Below are 15,998 nucleotides of genomic sequence, written 5' to 3'. Positions count from 1 at the left end.
TAACAACAAAGTCACTGTTCCGATTTTAAAATCGTGATCCTTGTCGTATATTATCCTATCGCAATCCGTTCATTACAGGCTATTTACATTTATGAAAGAAATAGAAAAGCTCATCGCGAACAACCGGACTTGGTCAAATGCTATTAGTAAAGATGACCCCGGTTTTTTTGAGCACCTGGCGTTAGCCCAAAAACCACGCTTCCTGTGGATTGGCTGTTCAGACAGCCGCGTCCCGGCAGAAGAATTGACTGGCCTGAAAGCTGGTGAGTTATTTGTTCACCGTAACGTTGCTAACCTGGTTATCCACACCGATCTAAACTGCCTGTCAGTGGTGCAATACGCCATCGATGTTTTACAGGTCGAGCATATCATTATCTGTGGTCACCTGGGCTGTGGCGGTGTTGAAGCTGCAACCAAGAAAGACCTCGAGTTAGGGTTGATTGATAACTGGTTACTGCATATCCGTGATCTTTGGTTTAAACACAGTTCACTGCTAGGCCGGTTGCCAGCTGAAGAACGTAGCAATATGTTATGCAAACTCAACGTAGTAGAACAAGTGTATAACTTAGGTCATTCAACTATTGTTCGCTCCGCCTGGAAGCGCGGACAGAAAGCGATGATCCACGGCTGGGTCTACGGTATTGAAGACGGCCTGCTGACGGATTTAGAAGTATCCGCTACCAGCATGGAAGCACTTGAACAAGTGTACCGAAAAGCTATGGCTGAGTTATTGCCTAAAGACCCGAAAGAAGACTAAGTTAGCTGTTATGGGAGGGTACGTTCAGACGCGCCCTCTCCCATCAACCACGCGACTCAATCAGGCTAAAATGCCAACGCGCGGTAGTTTATCACTCGTCAAACATGACAACTTTACCGACATAGGGTAAATGCCGATAGCGCTGAGCATAATCAATACCGTAACCCACCACGAATTCATCAGGAATAGTGAAGCCGACCCACTCGACAGGCACCTGTACTTCGCGGCGCTCGGGTTTATCCAGCAGCGTACAGATAGCCAATGATTTCGGGCCACGCAGTTGCAGAATTTCACGCACCTTACTTAAGGTATTACCAGAGTCGATGATATCTTCAACAATCAGCACATCTTTGCCGCGGATATCTTCATCTAAGTCTTTGAGTATTTTTACATCGCGGGTGGTGCTCATGCCATTGCCGTAGCTGGAGGCGGTCATAAAATCGACTTCATGGGAAACATCAATGGCGCGGCACAAATCAGCCATAAACATAAATGAGCCACGGAGCAACCCGACCAGCACCATTTCACTGCCGCTGTCGCGGTAATGTTCGGAGATTTGGCGGCCTAATTCGGCAATTCGGGTTTTGACTTCCTGCTCGGAAATCATGACTTCTACAGTGTGTTTCATAGGTATTAACGTCGCTTTTTTACGTTGCTTGCCGGAAGAAAGCCGCTGAGTTTACCATAGCCTGAGCCAGGTTGCGACGGACTCACCCGCCGCAGACATAACCTGTTGATAGCCCTTAAGCACTAACCGTAAAGCCTAGCATCATGCCGGTATCTTCATGTTCCAGCAGGTGGCAATGGGCCATATAAGGTGTGCTGGTTGAGGCCAGGTGATTAAAACGCACCAATATTTCACTGCGAGCGCCTTCCACTCGCACGGTATCTTTCCAACCACGGCGATGCTCCGCAGGCGGGTTGCCGTTTTCGCTCAGAATACGGAACTGCGTACCGTGGACATGGAATGGATGCAGCATCATGTCGCCTTCACCGGAAACCGTCCATTTCTCATATTTGCCCTGTTTGGCGTCAAATGCCGCTTCGGTCATGGAAAAGGCTTTGCCATTGATCATATTGGCATGGCTGAAATCAAAAGCAGGAGCCGCAGTCATCGCTCCATGATTCATACCTTTCATATTGCCGTGGCCCATCCCTGCCATGGCACCATTATCCATCCCGCCCATATTGCCGTGATCCATGCTCATCCCTGCCATAGCTTGTATACCATAACGGCTCATCAACGCCTGCATGCCCAGCATATCCAGTTTAGGGTCCATCATCAGTTGGAACCAACGCTCTTGCAGCCCTGTGGCATCAGCAAGTGGCGGCACTACAACCAATGAATCTGGCAGCACTTTACTGCCTGCAACTAATGAAGGCTGGAGCCGTAATACCGGTAGTGGCTTATCAAATGGCGCTAATGTCATGCCCATCTGTTTTACTGGCAAAGTAACCAAATCAAGTGCCTTGCCATCTGAGGTATCCACCAACACCTCGAAACGCTCGCCCATCAGTATTGGCAATTCGCGTACCGCAACAGGTTCGGCCAAGAGACCACCGTCACTGCCAATCACATACATTGGGCGGCCATCGCTAAGAGCCAAATTCAGAGACCGCGCATTACACCCATTCAGCAGCCGTAAGCGCACCCAGCCGCGCGGGGTAATTTGCTGCGGATACTGGGCACCATTGGTGAACATTCGATCACCAAACCACCCCACCGCAGCCGTCATCACATCCAATTGATAGTCAATCTGGCCATCTTTACCGAGTAATTTGTCCTGCAAAATAACCGGAATATCATCCACGCCCCACTGTTTCGGGAGCGGCAGTTTTTCGCTGTCACTATCATCTATCAGCACTAATCCCCCTAGCCCCATCGCGACCTGACGGCCGGTGATACCGTGGGTATGGGGATGGAACCAACAGGTGGCGGCGGGTTGCTCTACTGTAAATGCCACCTGACGTTTGGCCCCCGACTGAATCAGTGCCTGTGGCCCACCATCGACGTCGCCAGGAATTTCCAGTCCGTGCCAGTGCACAGTTGTGGCTTCCGGTAAGGAATTTGTGATGTTAATCGTGACCGGCCTACCGCGCTGCAAACGAATCGCTGACCCTAATAAGTTGCCATTATAGCCCCAGGTTTGAGTGGCGGCGGAAGGCAACCAGGCCATAGAACCCGTTTGGATGTTCAGATTAATGTTGCCACTGGCATCTGGTTGAAGTAATGGCGGGATGGGTAAAGGTGAAAAATCTGCGGCCAAAGCCGCGCGGCTCCATAAAGGCAGTGAAGTGGCGGCTCCAAGAGCTGCCGTTAACTTAATAAAATCACGGCGATGCATGGTCGTCTCCATTCTTGATTGTGGGTAAGTGATGGTGCGTAAGTACCTACAGGGCACAAAAACAGCATTGTACGCCAGCATAAACCTTCCCCTTGAGGGAAGGTCAAGGAATAATCAATCACTTTGTGAATCAATCCCCGTATATACCCACACGGAGAGCATAATAAAATTTACTCTGAACCATCACAGTGTGATAACGTCTGCTAACAATGAACAAGCCTGCCTCCGCGATGAAAAGAACAACATTAGTTATGCTGCTGCTCACTCTGTGCGGATTCTCATCTGCCAGTTCTGCATTAAGTGAATCTGAAGCAGAAGATCTTGCAGATCTGACTGCAGTATTCGTTTATTTGAAAAATGATTGTGGCTATAACGAATTACCCAATAATGAAATCAAACGGGCAATTGTCTATTTTGCTCAACAAAATCGTTGGGATCTGCGTAACTATAATAGCTTTAATATGAAAGCCTTGGGTGAAGAGAGCTATCGCGACTTGCGGGGCATTGCGATCCCGGTTCCTACCAAATGCAAATCTCTGGCTCGTGACTCTTTAAGTTTATTGGCCTACGCTAACTAGCGATCCCGCATTTACCCTTTCAGCCTAAAATTCAGCCGTGCAACCTCAGCCAGAGTTGGCTATGATGTTGCCCCCATTTTTCATGGCTGTTACTGCGAAGGAGAAGCCCCGAACATGTCACAGAAAGAACTATGGTATGAAACATTACATGCCAACTTCGGCCAGTATTTTTCAGTCGAAAATATACTGTACCGCGAGAAAACCGAGCACCAGGATTTGGTGATTTTTGAGAACCCTGTGCTGGGTCGGGTAATGGCGTTGGATGGCGTGGTGCAGACCACCGAACGCGATGAATTTATCTATCACGAAATGATGACGCACGTCCCTTTGTTGGCTCACGGTCAGGCAAAGAAAGTGCTTATCATCGGTGGCGGCGATGGCGCGATGCTACGCGAGGTTAGCCGTCACAAAAATATCGAACAGATTACCATGGTGGAAATTGACGCTGGTGTCGTTGAGTTCTGTCGCCAGTATCTGCCCAATCATAGCGCGGGAGCCTATGATGATCCCCGTTTCAAGCTGGTTATTGATGATGGCGTCAACTTCGTTAATCAAACAACTGAAAAGTTCGATGTCATTATCTCTGACTGCACTGACCCTATTGGGCCAGGAGAGAGCCTGTTTACATCGGCTTTCTATGAAGGGTGTGCCCGTAGCTTGAATGAAGGCGGTATCTTTGTTGCACAAAATGGCGTGTGCTTCCTGCAACAAGATGAAGCAGTCGATAGCCATAATAAACTTAGCCACTATTTTAAAGATGTCAGTTTTTATCAGGCAGCCATTCCGACATATTACGGCGGTATCATGACCTTCGCCTGGGCGACGCAAAACCCACTGTTGCGTCAGTTGGATATCACCACGCTACAACAGCGTTTTGTCGAAGCGGGTCTGACCTGCCGCTACTATAACCCAGCCATTCATGTCGGCAGCTTTGCTTTGCCGCAGTATCTGCTGGATGCCTTAAAGGCCAAACGTTGATAATCCGCAAGGAGGTGAACTAAATTGTCCAAACTTAAGCTGCACGGCTTCAACAACCTGACTAAAAGCCTGAGTTTTTGTATTTACGATATTTGTTATGCCAAGACCGCAGACGACCGCGATGGCTATATCGCCTACATTGACGAACAGTATAATGCCAACCGCCTGACCGAGATCTTGACTGAAACCTGCTCGATCATTGGCGCAAATATTTTGAATATCGCCCGTCAGGATTATGATCCTCAGGGAGCGAGTGTCACGATTTTGGTCAGCGAAGAGCCGGTTGATCCACGCGATGTTGATACATCAGAGCACCCAGGCCCACTGCCAAGTGCCGTTGTTGCCCATCTGGACAAGAGCCATATCTGCGTTCATACCTATCCGGAAAGCCACCCTGAAGGTGGATTATGTACTTTCCGTGCAGATATCGAAGTCTCGACCTGTGGCGTCATTTCACCGCTGAAAGCACTGAATTACCTTATCCACCAGTTGGAATCCGATATCGTCACCATGGATTATCGGGTGCGTGGTTTTACCCGTGATATCAACGGGATAAAACATTTCATCGATCATAAAATCAATTCGATTCAGAACTTTATGTCTGACGATATGAAATCGCTGTATCACATGATGGATGTGAATGTTTATCAAGAAAATATCTTCCATACCAAAATGATGCTGAAAGATTTCGATTTGAAGCATTATCTGTTTAACGCCAAGCCAGAAGAGCTGAGCGCGGAAGAGAGAGAACGTATTACCCACCTGCTGTATAAAGAAATGCAGGAAATCTACTATGGCCGCAATGTGCCAGAAGTGTGATGTTATTTGGGTAATACCAAGTCTAAAATCCCGGTTTTTGGCCGGGATTTTTGATTAAGGTAGTTGGGTAAGTAAGGTTTTAACTTTATCGGCATCTTCGGGATGAAGCTGGAGATACTTTTCACATGCTAATCTGACATATTCAAAACCTACGGACTCTGGAACAATAACCTCACCTTCCCAGACGCCAAACATTATGCCGTCGAAATGACATTCAGGATCAGGATCATCTAAATCAGGAAAATGACAATAGGTTTCATTAACAACGCAGCCTATTTTTTTTATAATAAAAGGTAAAGACCATAGGAATTTACTCTGTAGATTCATTGAGTTGAAAAAATCTTTCACGACCCACTCAGGGTCATTATTATAATCTATCCGCTCAAAAATATACTCATTCATCATTTAGTTACCGGGAAAAAGTTAATCACAGCGCTAGTTTTTTGATCTAAATAAACTTGGAATTTAACACCATCTGCTGTTGATGTATATTCTCTAACTCCTGAAGCTATAGCTGACTTATAACCATTTGATGCAGCTTGTTGCCCAAGCTCTAACATCTTTTGATCTGAGAAAACTTTCGGGTCATAGACTGTTTTAGTGAATACTTTTGCTTTATAACCAACAACGTTTCCCGCTCGGTTATATGCTGGAATTTGATATGAAATTTCAGTAATACCATTTGCTGAACCCGGTGTTTGTCCAATAATTTTCACACCATTTGTGGATACAGCCTGATTGAAAGCATCAGCATTATGTGTCCCTCCAATTCCATTTCTTTGAGTTATTCCGTCAAACTTCGCTAGGTGATTCTTCTGATTGATATTAAAGCTAATTCCAGTCGGATAAGCTGCTCCTGTTTGCCCAAACCTTTTCCCCCGCACCACGCCAGCCAGCGACGCAGAAACCCCAAGGGCTTCGACTGCTTCTCTAGACCAACCGGTTAGATTGGAAGCCTCTTCAATCAACTGATTTTTAGCAAATTTTTGACTATCAGAGAGTTTATCCGCATCACTATAGGTAAATAACTGGATTTGCTCAAAACCGGTCAGGGCAGGGTAATTACCAAAACGTTTTTTTTCTTTTTGTATCCAGTAATTGCGCAGAATACCGTCTTCTTCTGGCGTTTCAGGATACTTTGCCATTAATAATTCAGCACCCGCACGTTCAGCCGAGTTGAGAGCCTCTTGTGCTGTACAGTTTACCTGACGGCAAGATGCTGCCAGGAAACGCTCTTGTTTAACGTTGCTACCCTTAGCCAGTTCATTAACCGCTTTAATTTCATCCAGATGCAATTGCCGGTTAAATCTATCAACCACTTCGGCAGCATTAGCACCACTATATGCCCCCTCTACTTTTCCAGTCGCTAATACACCAGCAATAGCCCCCGCAACACGGCTAAACTGCGCCTGTTGCTCCTGCCACTGCTGCGACCCGATGATATTCTCACCCATCACCACACCGGCCAGCTCGGCGGCCAGTGCTCCGGCGGCGGCACCTTTCGCATTACCACCACCGATTTCAGCCGCAACGCCAGCAACCAGCGCATGGCTCAAGGCTTTGCCCGACACGCCTAATACTTCGCCATTATTACCGATTAAATTAGCGCCCTCAGCATGCAACTGAGACCCCACACTGGTTAGTAATGCCGTGGCCAGATTATCTTTAAAGCTGCCACCATTAATGGCGGTGTTCAGGCTGGAACTGATAATCGACTGACCGGCCACCCGCTGGGCGACCTTGCTCCAGTCACCATGACTAAGTTGAGGTAATCTGGCACTGGTCGTGCTCGCCGTTTTAGCGCCTTTAGCCGCAGCATCCCAGCCCATCGCAGCATCAAAACCGGCTAAAGCGCCCCCCAGCGCCATGGAAGTTGCCAGCGATTTGACCGACGATTTACTCCCCAGATCTTTGAAAGTTTTGGAGATATCGCCCTTGTTATTCAACAAAGACACTGCGGCCTGCGATGCCAGCGCCGACATTCCTCCGGTTACTGCACCGCCTGCCACCCCGCCTCCCACAGCGGTGTTTGCTGTTGCCACCAGCCCTGAACCCGCGGTAGCAGCCGCTACTGCAATAGCTATTACTGCCGCCACTACAGGGTTCAGTTGCTCATTTTTGTGATCCCAACGGTGGTAGGCATCCATGACTTTTTGCCACTGCACACCATCGCGCAGGTTCAAATCGTTGAGCCATTCATTACCTGGAGTCTTACTCAATGCAGTAATAGCACTGCGCAATGACTCGCTATTTTTCACTGTTACATCAGCGCGGATACCCTGCGCGGCATCAACAGTTAATTCACCGCCGGTTTGGATTGTGGGTAATACCCATTTTTCAGCCAGATATCCCTTGTCGGTATTTTTGATATAGAAGCCTTTCGATAACGTAGTTTTTTGCTGGAAAGTGCTGTCCTTAACTGCTTCAAATATCACTTTGCCGTGGGTGCTGGTCAGTTTGGCGTTCTGACCGGCGGCAATTTTGCTGGCCTGATAGGTGCTGTCATCGCGGCTGAGTAAACTGATATCACCCTCAGCAGTAAACTCAGTGACTTTGTTGGTAGCAACATGCTGCACATTATGGTGTGATTTTTTGCGCCCCCACCATTTGCGGGTCTGCCAGTGCTGCTCCGAATGGCTGGTTTCTTCCATCGCTTGCGCGAACAGGTAGCCGCCTTTGGCGGCGATATCCATCACTTTTTTAGCCATCAACTGGGTGGCCTGAAACAACATGCTGCCGTTTGAAATTAATGTCAGCACACCGCCGCTGTTGAGTTGAGTGGATTGCTGGAGTTTTTTGTAGCTGGAATTATCACCACCGCCGTAATGACTCTCATTCAATACCGATTCAAAGCGCATATCGCCGCCGGAAGTCAGTGTCATATCACCGCCAGCAGCGAGCTCTGCCCCCTGGGTGATAAGCTGGTGATTGGCCACCGCATTCAGAGTGTTGCCGGCTTTGAGGCGAGTAGCGGCATGGCGGGTGTAGCGTGAGCTATCAGTCCAATCAGTACCAGTGTATGGCAGTGCCGCCAGCTGAATATGTTGCCCGGCTAATAAGGTGAGGTTATTACCTACATTAATATTGCTGCCCCGAGTCAGAATATCGCGACCCGCATTAATTAAGGCATTGCCTTTGGCATTTATCTGAACTGTATAATCAGGAGTTTCGGAGCGTGGAAATATATTAAAAAATACAGAACCTTGATGGTTGTTATTATAACGACCCATAAGATCTGACCAGACAGTTCTATTATAGGGTTCCAGTTGAATATCACGGGCAGCGTGCAAGTTAATTTCTTGCCCAGCATTTAGCTTAATCCCCTGTAATATCATATTATTACCGGAATTCAGTGTAATATCGCCACTACTGGTTAATCGATTGGATAACGATAATAGTTGGTTAATCTGTTTCAGATACTTTCCTGGATCTAAAAATCCATCGGTAATTAGGATTTCTTCGGGCTTGAGTATATGTGAAATATTAATATCATGTCCGGCGGACAAGCTAATGTTAGCTGCCGGATGGATAAGGGTGTCGGTTAATTGAATATCTTTAGCGGAAATAGCAGTAAAATCGTGGCTGGCTTTAATGCGATTAAATACCTGCGCATCATCTGGCTGACGCGAAGACCTGTCAGGTGAGTTTGTTTTAATATTCCCCTCTCGGCTCAGTAATAAAATGTTCCTCCCCAATAATTCACTTGATGATGAGTGAATATCATTCAGTGCCGTCAGTGAGATATCCTGGCCACGCAAACTACTGTTGGCTAATGCAATGCTATTTTCTGCAATAAAGGTAATATCGCCACTGGCCTGTATTAAGTCACTGCTGGAAATAGTCTTACCATGCAGTAAAATATTATGGCCTTTTAATACCGCCGGTGTGAGCTCAGATAATGATACGGGAGCAGCTTTATCTACCTCCGGCACCGGGCGTTGTAACTGAATATTGTTGTTAAAGTCCAGCACGACATTTCCACCAGCCGTGACTGTCGCTCTGTATTTTTCAGCCTCAGTTAACTGGTAATATAATCGTTCGTCATGAAAAACATAATAATCCGGCCACTGATAATCCACTCTATAATAACGAAACTCATCTTTCACCCAGTTACTGGCGCTGCTGTTTAAAAAATCATTACCGGTCAGAAAAATATCTTTTGCTGCTCCTATATGACTACTTTTATTCTCTAACTGGCTGGCATTAATATACAGATTACTCCCTGAATGCAGGGTGGCAGCCGGTGATGATGCATTCAGTTGCCAGATATTTTTTTCAGTATTGACGCGCCAGACACCGCTTTGCCATTCACCGGTTTCGATAGCACCAAACCATTTTTCGGGTAGTGCTCGGGTGGGCCAATCGTATTCTAATATGATGATAACTTTACCCGGTGAATCACTATCGTCATCGTAATCATTAAGCTGGCGCGAACCCGGTGTTAGTTTTTGCCACCCAGTAGTTACCATTTGACGGGTATTTTCCAGTTTTTCGGTGCGAATAATTAAGTCACCACGATTTGTTTTAATGGTGCCTGACTGATTTTCGACTCGAGTGTTTTTATTCCCATCAGCATCTTTTTGTATCCACATATTATTGTTAGCAATAATATGTGCTTGTTGACCGCTATTACGCACTTGATCACTAAAAATACGCAGATCACCCTCTGCTGTTACCTGCCCTAAGTTATTAAATTCGGTGTTTACCAATGTAATATCACGCCCACTGAGCAATTTATCGCCCTGGGCAAGGGTGGTCTTCTTGCTGGTAATATTCAGGTTATTTTTCGCCGTAATATTACCTAAATTAATATCACCTGCGACATCAAACCTAATATCACCTTTATGGCTGACGATATTTTTAGCATTAACCGTGTTCGCTTTTTCCGTTGATATTAATCGAATACTATTAGCATACATACCGCCCAACTCTTTGGTATCTAATACTATTAAGGGCTTTGTCTCTTTTGATAATAACGGCTGAATATCACTGTTTTGATAGTCAACCTGATTGCTCCCCAGTATCACATCAAGCTGATTAGCACGGATTTCACCGTGAAGATTTAGTCCACGACTGATGATTGCCACATTGTTCTGATTAAGAGCATTAAACCCTTTAAGCCCCACAGCAATAGCTTTGTCTGTGGTAACAGTTAGGCTATCCAGTTCACCCTGAGAATTGAATACCGGCCTACCGGTGGTTAAAGTGATGCCGCTGGCATTGCTAAAATTGCAGCCATTGCAGTACAAACCATTAGGGTTGGCAATAATCACATCTGCCTTTTGACCGAAAACTTCCAACTGCCCCTCCAATGCTGAGGGCTGATGACCGGTGACTTCGTTGATAATAAGCTGTGCGCTATTTCTGGTTAAATGTGGATTAGCAGCCAGTCGCCCCGCCAGCTCTGAATACCCACCTATTGTGGCGTTATTCAGTACCGCTCCCGCTGTGGCTACATTAAAATTGAGATAACGATTATGAGAGATCCCAGCTGCATTAGGGGCAACAATATCGACGACTGGAATTTGGCCGCGAGTATGAACTTTAGTTTGGCGGTTATCTGCTTGAATACCGGCAGCAATAGCCGGATGAAGAGGTTGTACTGCGGTAAGATAAATCAGAAGCCAACTGGCGATTCGCGTCCGTGTATTACTGAATTCTGCCATAACATCACCGTCCTGGTATGTGCACTGAAGAAGTCGCAGAGTGCTATCACCTCTGCCGGTTATCCTTTATTCCGTCAATCAAATATACAACTCAGGAATAGCTCGTATTTTAACCAATTCAGGGGCGGATTTTTATCGTAGTTTGGCTGACTTTATTTATTAATTTATTGTTTATTAAACTAAAATTTATTTATGGGTTATCAGGAAGTACAACTCTCCATTAAATAAAATGGCGTAGGATCTATGACATAATTTAGCAATAATTGATCTCCCACTATTCCCATCGCCCTGACCGGCAATGTATAAGAAGATCCTATTTTCTCCGTCTGATATCGCACAAGGATGATGCCCCTGTGATGAACCGCCTCCCGACCCTGTATGGCATTATTGCGATCCTGCTCTGGAGCATGAGTGTCGCCTTGACGCGTGGGTTATCTGAAACGTTAGGGCCATTTGGTGCGGGTGCAGCCATTTACACCGTCAGTGGTATCTTGGTGTGGCTGGTGGCGGGTAAACCGACTGTACGCGGGCAACATCCGGCTTATCTTTACGGTTGTGGTTTGCTATTTGTGGTGTATATGGTGGCTTTTGCCTTAGCCATCGGAATGGCGAATGATCGCCAGCAGACACTGGAGATAGGTCTGATCAATTACCTGTGGCCGAGCCTGACGCTGCTATTGGCGGTACCGTTACTTAAACTCCGTGCACGATGGTGGCTCTGGCCGGGCGCGGCTCTGGCCCTATTTGGCGTGATTTGGGTGGTCAGTGGTGGGAACGGGCTGGATATCAAAGTGCTCAGTGCCAATGTTAGCAGTAACCCATTGGCTTATAGTCTGGCGCTAATTGCGGCCTTTACCTGGGCCGGTTACTCCAATCTGGTGCGGGTATACAGCCGAGGGCCAGGGGCATTACCACTGTTTTTGCTCGCCTGTGCGCTATGCCTGTGGGTGATGTTCTTTATGCTGACACCCGGTAAGTTGCATTTCACCCAACGCGCCACTTTTGAACTGTTATTGATGGGAGCCAATACCGCGCTGGCCTATCTGTGCTGGGATATCGCCATGAAAAAAGGCAACGCCACACTGGTCGCTGCCCTCTCTTACTTCACACCGTTGTTATCAATACTGATTGCCAGTTTATGGCTCAATACTCCCCCCACAGCCGCATTCTGGCCGGGTGTTGCTATGGTAGTACTCGGCTCGTTGTTATGTTGGTCTGCCAGCCGCACTCCCCTTCGGACTTGAAGCCGCTGGGTTGTTAGCTACGCTTGCTACCCGAATTACTTACTTGTGTAAGCTCATCGGGATGCGCTCACTTGCTGCCTACCTGCAACTCCACGTTCTTTGGGGTAGTATTTTATTTAGTCATGATGAAGTTACGGTAGCCTTGCAATACCAGCAGAAAGTCCTCTAAACCACACAGGCAGAGGCTTTCTTCGTCATAGTAATTCATGCCTTCTTCCATCTCGTCGCCTTCAATATCTAATTGATTGGCGCGCACCATCACTTCTTCACCATCCAGCCACAAGGTATATTCATGACCATCCAGCTGCCACTGACGTTCACTGCCTTTGACTTCAGCCGCTGCGGCTTCAATTTGATCGAGTTTGGCTAAATCGCCTTTAATTTCTTCATTGAGCCAGTGGCCGATCACTTCATGTCCCATGGAGAATCTGACCAGTACTTGCCCGGTTAAATCACGCAAGAATTCATAGTCCATAGCACGTCCTCCTGATGCCCTTCTCATTATTGTAACCGTATTTAGTTATCTCACTTGGCGCAAGCTCGCAAAGCCAGTAAATAGCGGCAATATTTCACTTCGATACGATGTTTAAAATAGAAACGGGAGGCCATAGGCCTCCCGTGAGTGCTGGAATATAGCGGTTTACACGGCGGTTTGGAAGATCACACCATCCGCTTTATCCGTATATTGGCTCAACTGATCAAAATTCAGATAGCGGTAAGTATCTGCTGCGGTCTTATCAACCTGAGCCATATAAGTTTGATATTCATCAGGAGTTGGCAGACGTCCAAGCAGTGATGCAATCGCTGCCAGTTCAGCCGAAGCCAGATAAACATTCGCCCCATTCCCCAAGCGGTTCGGGAAGTTGCGGGTCGAAGTAGAAACAACCGTCGCCCCATCTGCTACACGTGCCTGGTTACCCATACACAGCGAGCAGCCCGGGATCTCAACACGGGCACCACTCTTACCAAAGACACTGTAGTAGCCCTCTTCGGTCAGTTGCGCGGCATCCATTTTGGTCGGTGGCGCAACCCACAGGCGGGTTGGCAACTGGCCTTTGTGCTGATCCAGTAGCTTACCGGCTGCACGGAAGTGACCGATGTTGGTCATGCAGGAACCGATAAACACTTCATCGATTTTGCTATTAGCAACATCTGACAGCAATCGCGCATCATCCGGATCATTAGGCGCACAGAGAATCGGCTGGGTTATTTCCGCCAGATCGATTTCGATCACCGCAGCGTATTCCGCATCCGCATCACCTTCCAGCAGATTCGGGTTAGCCAACCAGCTTTCCATACCATTGACACGGCGCTCCAGTGTACGACGGTCGCCGTAACCTTCAGCTATCATCCACTTCAACAACACAATGTTGGATTGCAGATATTCAATGATCGGCGCTTTATCCAGTTTGATGGTACAACCGGCAGCAGAACGCTCGGCGGAGGCATCAGCCAGCTCAAATGCCTGTTCAACTTTCAGCTCTGGTAAGCCTTCAATTTCCAGAATTCGACCAGAGAAGATGTTCTTCTTGCCTTGTTTCTCAACTGTCAGCAGGCCTTCCTGAATCGCGTAGTAAGGGATTGCATGCACCAGATCACGCAGGGTGATACCCGGCTGCATTTTACCTTTAAAGCGCACCAACACTGATTCAGGCATGTCCAGAGGCATGACACCTGTTGCTGCCGCAAAGGCCACCAGACCAGAACCCGCTGGGAAGGAAATGCCGATAGGGAAACGGGTGTGGGAGTCACCACCAGTACCGACAGTGTCCGGTAACAACATCCGGTTGAGCCATGAGTGGATGATGCCATCACCTGGGCGCAGTGACACGCCGCCACGGTTCATAATAAAGTCAGGTAATGTGTGATGAGTGGTCACGTCTACAGGCTTCGGATAAGCCGCAGTATGACAGAATGACTGCATCACCAGATCAGCTGAGAAGCCCAGACATGCCAAGTCTTTCAGCTCATCACGGGTCATTGGGCCGGTGGTATCTTGTGAACCGACCGAGGTCATTTTAGGTTCGCAGTATTCACCTGGGCGTACACCTGCAACGCCACAGGCACGACCTACCATTTTCTGCGCCAGCGAGAAACCTTTGTTACTCTTAGCAACCGGCTTCGCCACACGGAAGACTTCGCTAACTGGCAGGCCCAGAGATTCGCGCGCTTTGGTGGTCAAACCGCGGCCGACGATCAATGGGATACGGCCACCGGCGCGCACTTCATCCAACAACACGTCAGTTTTCAGTTCGAAAGTGGCTAAAATCACACCAGTATCATGGTGACGTACTTCGCCCAGATACGGGAAGATATCAATCACATCGCCCATATTCAGGTTGCTGACATCCACTTCGATTGGCAATGCACCCGCATCTTCCATGGTGTTAAAGAAGATTGGCGCAATTTTGCTGCCCAGCACCACACCACCGCCGCGCTTATTCGGCACGTAAGGGATGTCGTCGCCCATAAACCACAGCACCGAGTTGGTGGCTGATTTACGGGAAGAACCGGTTCCGACAACATCACCGACATAGGCCAATGGGAAACCTTTTTTATTCAGCTCTTCAATCTGTTTGATTGGGCCAACACTGCCCGGCTGATCCGGATGAATGCCTTCGCGGGCATTTTTCAGCATCGCCAATGCATGCAGTGGGATATCAGGTCGTGACCAGGCATCTTGAGCCGGAGACAAGTCATCAGTATTGGTTTCACCGGTGACTTTGAATACGGTTACCGTGATTTTTTCAGCCAACGCTGGACGGGAGAGATACCATTCGGCATCCGCCCAGGATTGCATAATTTTCCTGGCGTGCGGATTACCCGCTTTGGCTTTTTCTTCTACATCGTAGAAATTATCAAACATCAGCAGGGTGTGAGATAAGGCTTTGCCCGCAATCGGAGCCAGCTTTTCATTATCTAACGCATCAATCAACGGATGAATATTATAACCGCCCTGCATAGTACCAAGCAGTTCGATTGCTTTTTCTGGGGTAATTAGTGGGGAATGGGCTTCACCTTTGGCGACGGCCGCCAGAAAACCGGCTTTAACGTAGGCGGCTTCATCAACACCGGGGGGAACACGGTTAATCAGCAGATCTAACAGGAATTCTTCTTCACCAGCAGGCGGATTTTTTAATAATTCAACCAGCGCTGCCATTTGTGATGCATCTAATGGCTTGGGGACGATACCCTCAGCAGCACGCTCGGCCACGTGCTTACGGTATTCTTCTAGCACGACTCTCTCCTCGCTTTAATTATCATATATTTTCTTGGCTTATCTGTAGTCACCAGCCATCATCAATGATGCACCAGGTGTAAGGTAAGATGCCTAGTTTCGCTCAGCCAGCATACCAGTATTTGAACTCAGTGTTAATTCGTTCACATAAAAGCAACATTAAATTTTTGCTGAATCGTTGAGCGCAGTGTAATCACCTGAACTATTGATAACCGCTCTCAGTTAGCCCCTTGCAAGAGGGCAAATATCCGCAAAACCTCCCCGCATAATAACCATACATTAGGAATGGATACCATCTCTCGGTGAAAATCTCGTGCTGTTGATAGGGCTTTTAGAGCGCAGAATAAGGAGGGGAAAATATTGTGGCGATAAA

11 protein-coding genes are annotated in these 15,998 nt (G+C 47.5%); 5 read left to right on the top strand and 6 right to left on the bottom strand.

Going from position 1 to position 15,998, the window contains the following annotated elements:
• Positions 1 to 91: 91 nt before the first annotated feature.
• A complete protein-coding gene (gene can / locus FTB31_RS19635; protein ID WP_004706235.1) occupies positions 92 to 757 on the top strand; it encodes a carbonate dehydratase in 666 nt (221 codons plus the stop codon).
• A gap of 91 nt (positions 758 to 848) precedes the next feature.
• Here can and hpt read toward each other — a convergent pair whose 3' ends face one another.
• Both hpt and cueO read right to left on the bottom strand, forming a co-directional pair.
• Positions 849 to 1,385 (bottom strand): hypoxanthine phosphoribosyltransferase, encoded by a 537-nt coding sequence (hpt, locus tag FTB31_RS19630; protein WP_005167149.1) that lies wholly within the window; start codon positions 1,383 to 1,385, stop codon positions 849 to 851.
• Between the two features lie 115 nt (positions 1,386 to 1,500).
• The gene (cueO, locus tag FTB31_RS19625; RefSeq protein ID WP_227731716.1) at positions 1,501 to 3,102 is read right to left on the bottom strand and encodes a multicopper oxidase CueO; all 1,602 of its coding nucleotides are present in this window, start codon (positions 3,100 to 3,102) and stop codon (positions 1,501 to 1,503) included.
• Between the two features lie 230 nt (positions 3,103 to 3,332).
• On the opposite strand from cueO, the gene FTB31_RS19620 reads away from it, so the two are divergent.
• From FTB31_RS19620 to speD, 3 genes are all read left to right on the top strand, one after another.
• The gene (locus FTB31_RS19620) at positions 3,333 to 3,680 is read left to right on the top strand and encodes a YacC family pilotin-like protein (protein ID WP_016266377.1); all 348 of its coding nucleotides are present in this window, start codon (positions 3,333 to 3,335) and stop codon (positions 3,678 to 3,680) included.
• A 114-nt stretch (positions 3,681 to 3,794) separates the two neighbouring features.
• Positions 3,795 to 4,658, top strand: coding sequence for a polyamine aminopropyltransferase (speE, locus tag FTB31_RS19615; RefSeq protein WP_050075924.1), 864 nt, complete (start codon positions 3,795 to 3,797; stop codon positions 4,656 to 4,658).
• A gap of 24 nt (positions 4,659 to 4,682) precedes the next feature.
• Positions 4,683 to 5,477: an adenosylmethionine decarboxylase gene (speD, locus tag FTB31_RS19610; protein WP_050165462.1), complete on the top strand. Its 795-nt coding sequence runs from the start codon at positions 4,683 to 4,685 to the stop codon at positions 5,475 to 5,477.
• A 54-nt stretch (positions 5,478 to 5,531) separates the two neighbouring features.
• Here speD and cdiI read toward each other — a convergent pair whose 3' ends face one another.
• A complete protein-coding gene (cdiI, locus tag FTB31_RS19605) occupies positions 5,532 to 5,882 on the bottom strand; it encodes a ribonuclease toxin immunity protein CdiI (RefSeq protein WP_227719607.1) in 351 nt (116 codons plus the stop codon).
• On the bottom strand, positions 5,879 to 11,143 hold the full coding sequence (gene cdiA / locus FTB31_RS19600; RefSeq protein WP_227731712.1) for a DUF637 domain-containing protein: 5,265 nt from the start codon (positions 11,141 to 11,143) through the stop codon (positions 5,879 to 5,881). Before cdiA ends, cdiI begins: the two co-directional genes overlap by 4 nt.
• Before the next feature lie 356 nt (positions 11,144 to 11,499).
• On the opposite strand from cdiA, the gene yddG reads away from it, so the two are divergent.
• Complete coding sequence (gene yddG / locus FTB31_RS19595) at positions 11,500 to 12,387, top strand: aromatic amino acid DMT transporter YddG (RefSeq protein WP_077293314.1); 888 nt, start codon at positions 11,500 to 11,502, stop codon at positions 12,385 to 12,387.
• A 112-nt stretch (positions 12,388 to 12,499) separates the two neighbouring features.
• Here yddG and yacL read toward each other — a convergent pair whose 3' ends face one another.
• Together yacL and acnB are read right to left on the bottom strand one after the other, a co-directional pair.
• Positions 12,500 to 12,862, bottom strand: coding sequence for a protein YacL (yacL, locus tag FTB31_RS19590; protein ID WP_019080488.1), 363 nt, complete (start codon positions 12,860 to 12,862; stop codon positions 12,500 to 12,502).
• Between the two features lie 165 nt (positions 12,863 to 13,027).
• Complete coding sequence (gene acnB / locus FTB31_RS19585; RefSeq protein ID WP_227731711.1) at positions 13,028 to 15,625, bottom strand: bifunctional aconitate hydratase 2/2-methylisocitrate dehydratase; 2,598 nt, start codon at positions 15,623 to 15,625, stop codon at positions 13,028 to 13,030.
• Positions 15,626 to 15,998 lie beyond the last annotated feature (373 nt).

Source organism: Yersinia proxima, assembly GCF_902170785.1.
In the GTDB taxonomy this organism is placed as follows: Bacteria; Pseudomonadota; Gammaproteobacteria; order Enterobacterales; family Enterobacteriaceae; genus Yersinia; species Yersinia proxima.
Note: the sequence above shows the minus strand (reverse complement) of the source record. Positions and strands in the feature narration are given on the sequence as shown.

Coding starts and splice junctions, on each gene's coding strand:
- can (WP_004706235.1), top strand. CDS start 92: ATGAAAGAAATAGAAAAGCTCATCGCGAACAACCGGACTTGGTCAAAT.
- hpt (WP_005167149.1), bottom strand. CDS start 1,385: ATGAAACACACTGTAGAAGTCATGATTTCCGAGCAGGAAGTCAAAACC.
- cueO (WP_227731716.1), bottom strand. CDS start 3,102: ATGCATCGCCGTGATTTTATTAAGTTAACGGCAGCTCTTGGAGCCGCC.
- FTB31_RS19620 (WP_016266377.1), top strand. CDS start 3,333: ATGAAAAGAACAACATTAGTTATGCTGCTGCTCACTCTGTGCGGATTC.
- speE (WP_050075924.1), top strand. CDS start 3,795: ATGTCACAGAAAGAACTATGGTATGAAACATTACATGCCAACTTCGGC.
- cdiI (WP_227719607.1), bottom strand. CDS start 5,882: ATGATGAATGAGTATATTTTTGAGCGGATAGATTATAATAATGACCCT.
- cdiA (WP_227731712.1), bottom strand. CDS start 11,143: ATGGCAGAATTCAGTAATACACGGACGCGAATCGCCAGTTGGCTTCTG.
- yddG (WP_077293314.1), top strand. CDS start 11,500: ATGAACCGCCTCCCGACCCTGTATGGCATTATTGCGATCCTGCTCTGG.
- yacL (WP_019080488.1), bottom strand. CDS start 12,862: ATGGACTATGAATTCTTGCGTGATTTAACCGGGCAAGTACTGGTCAGA.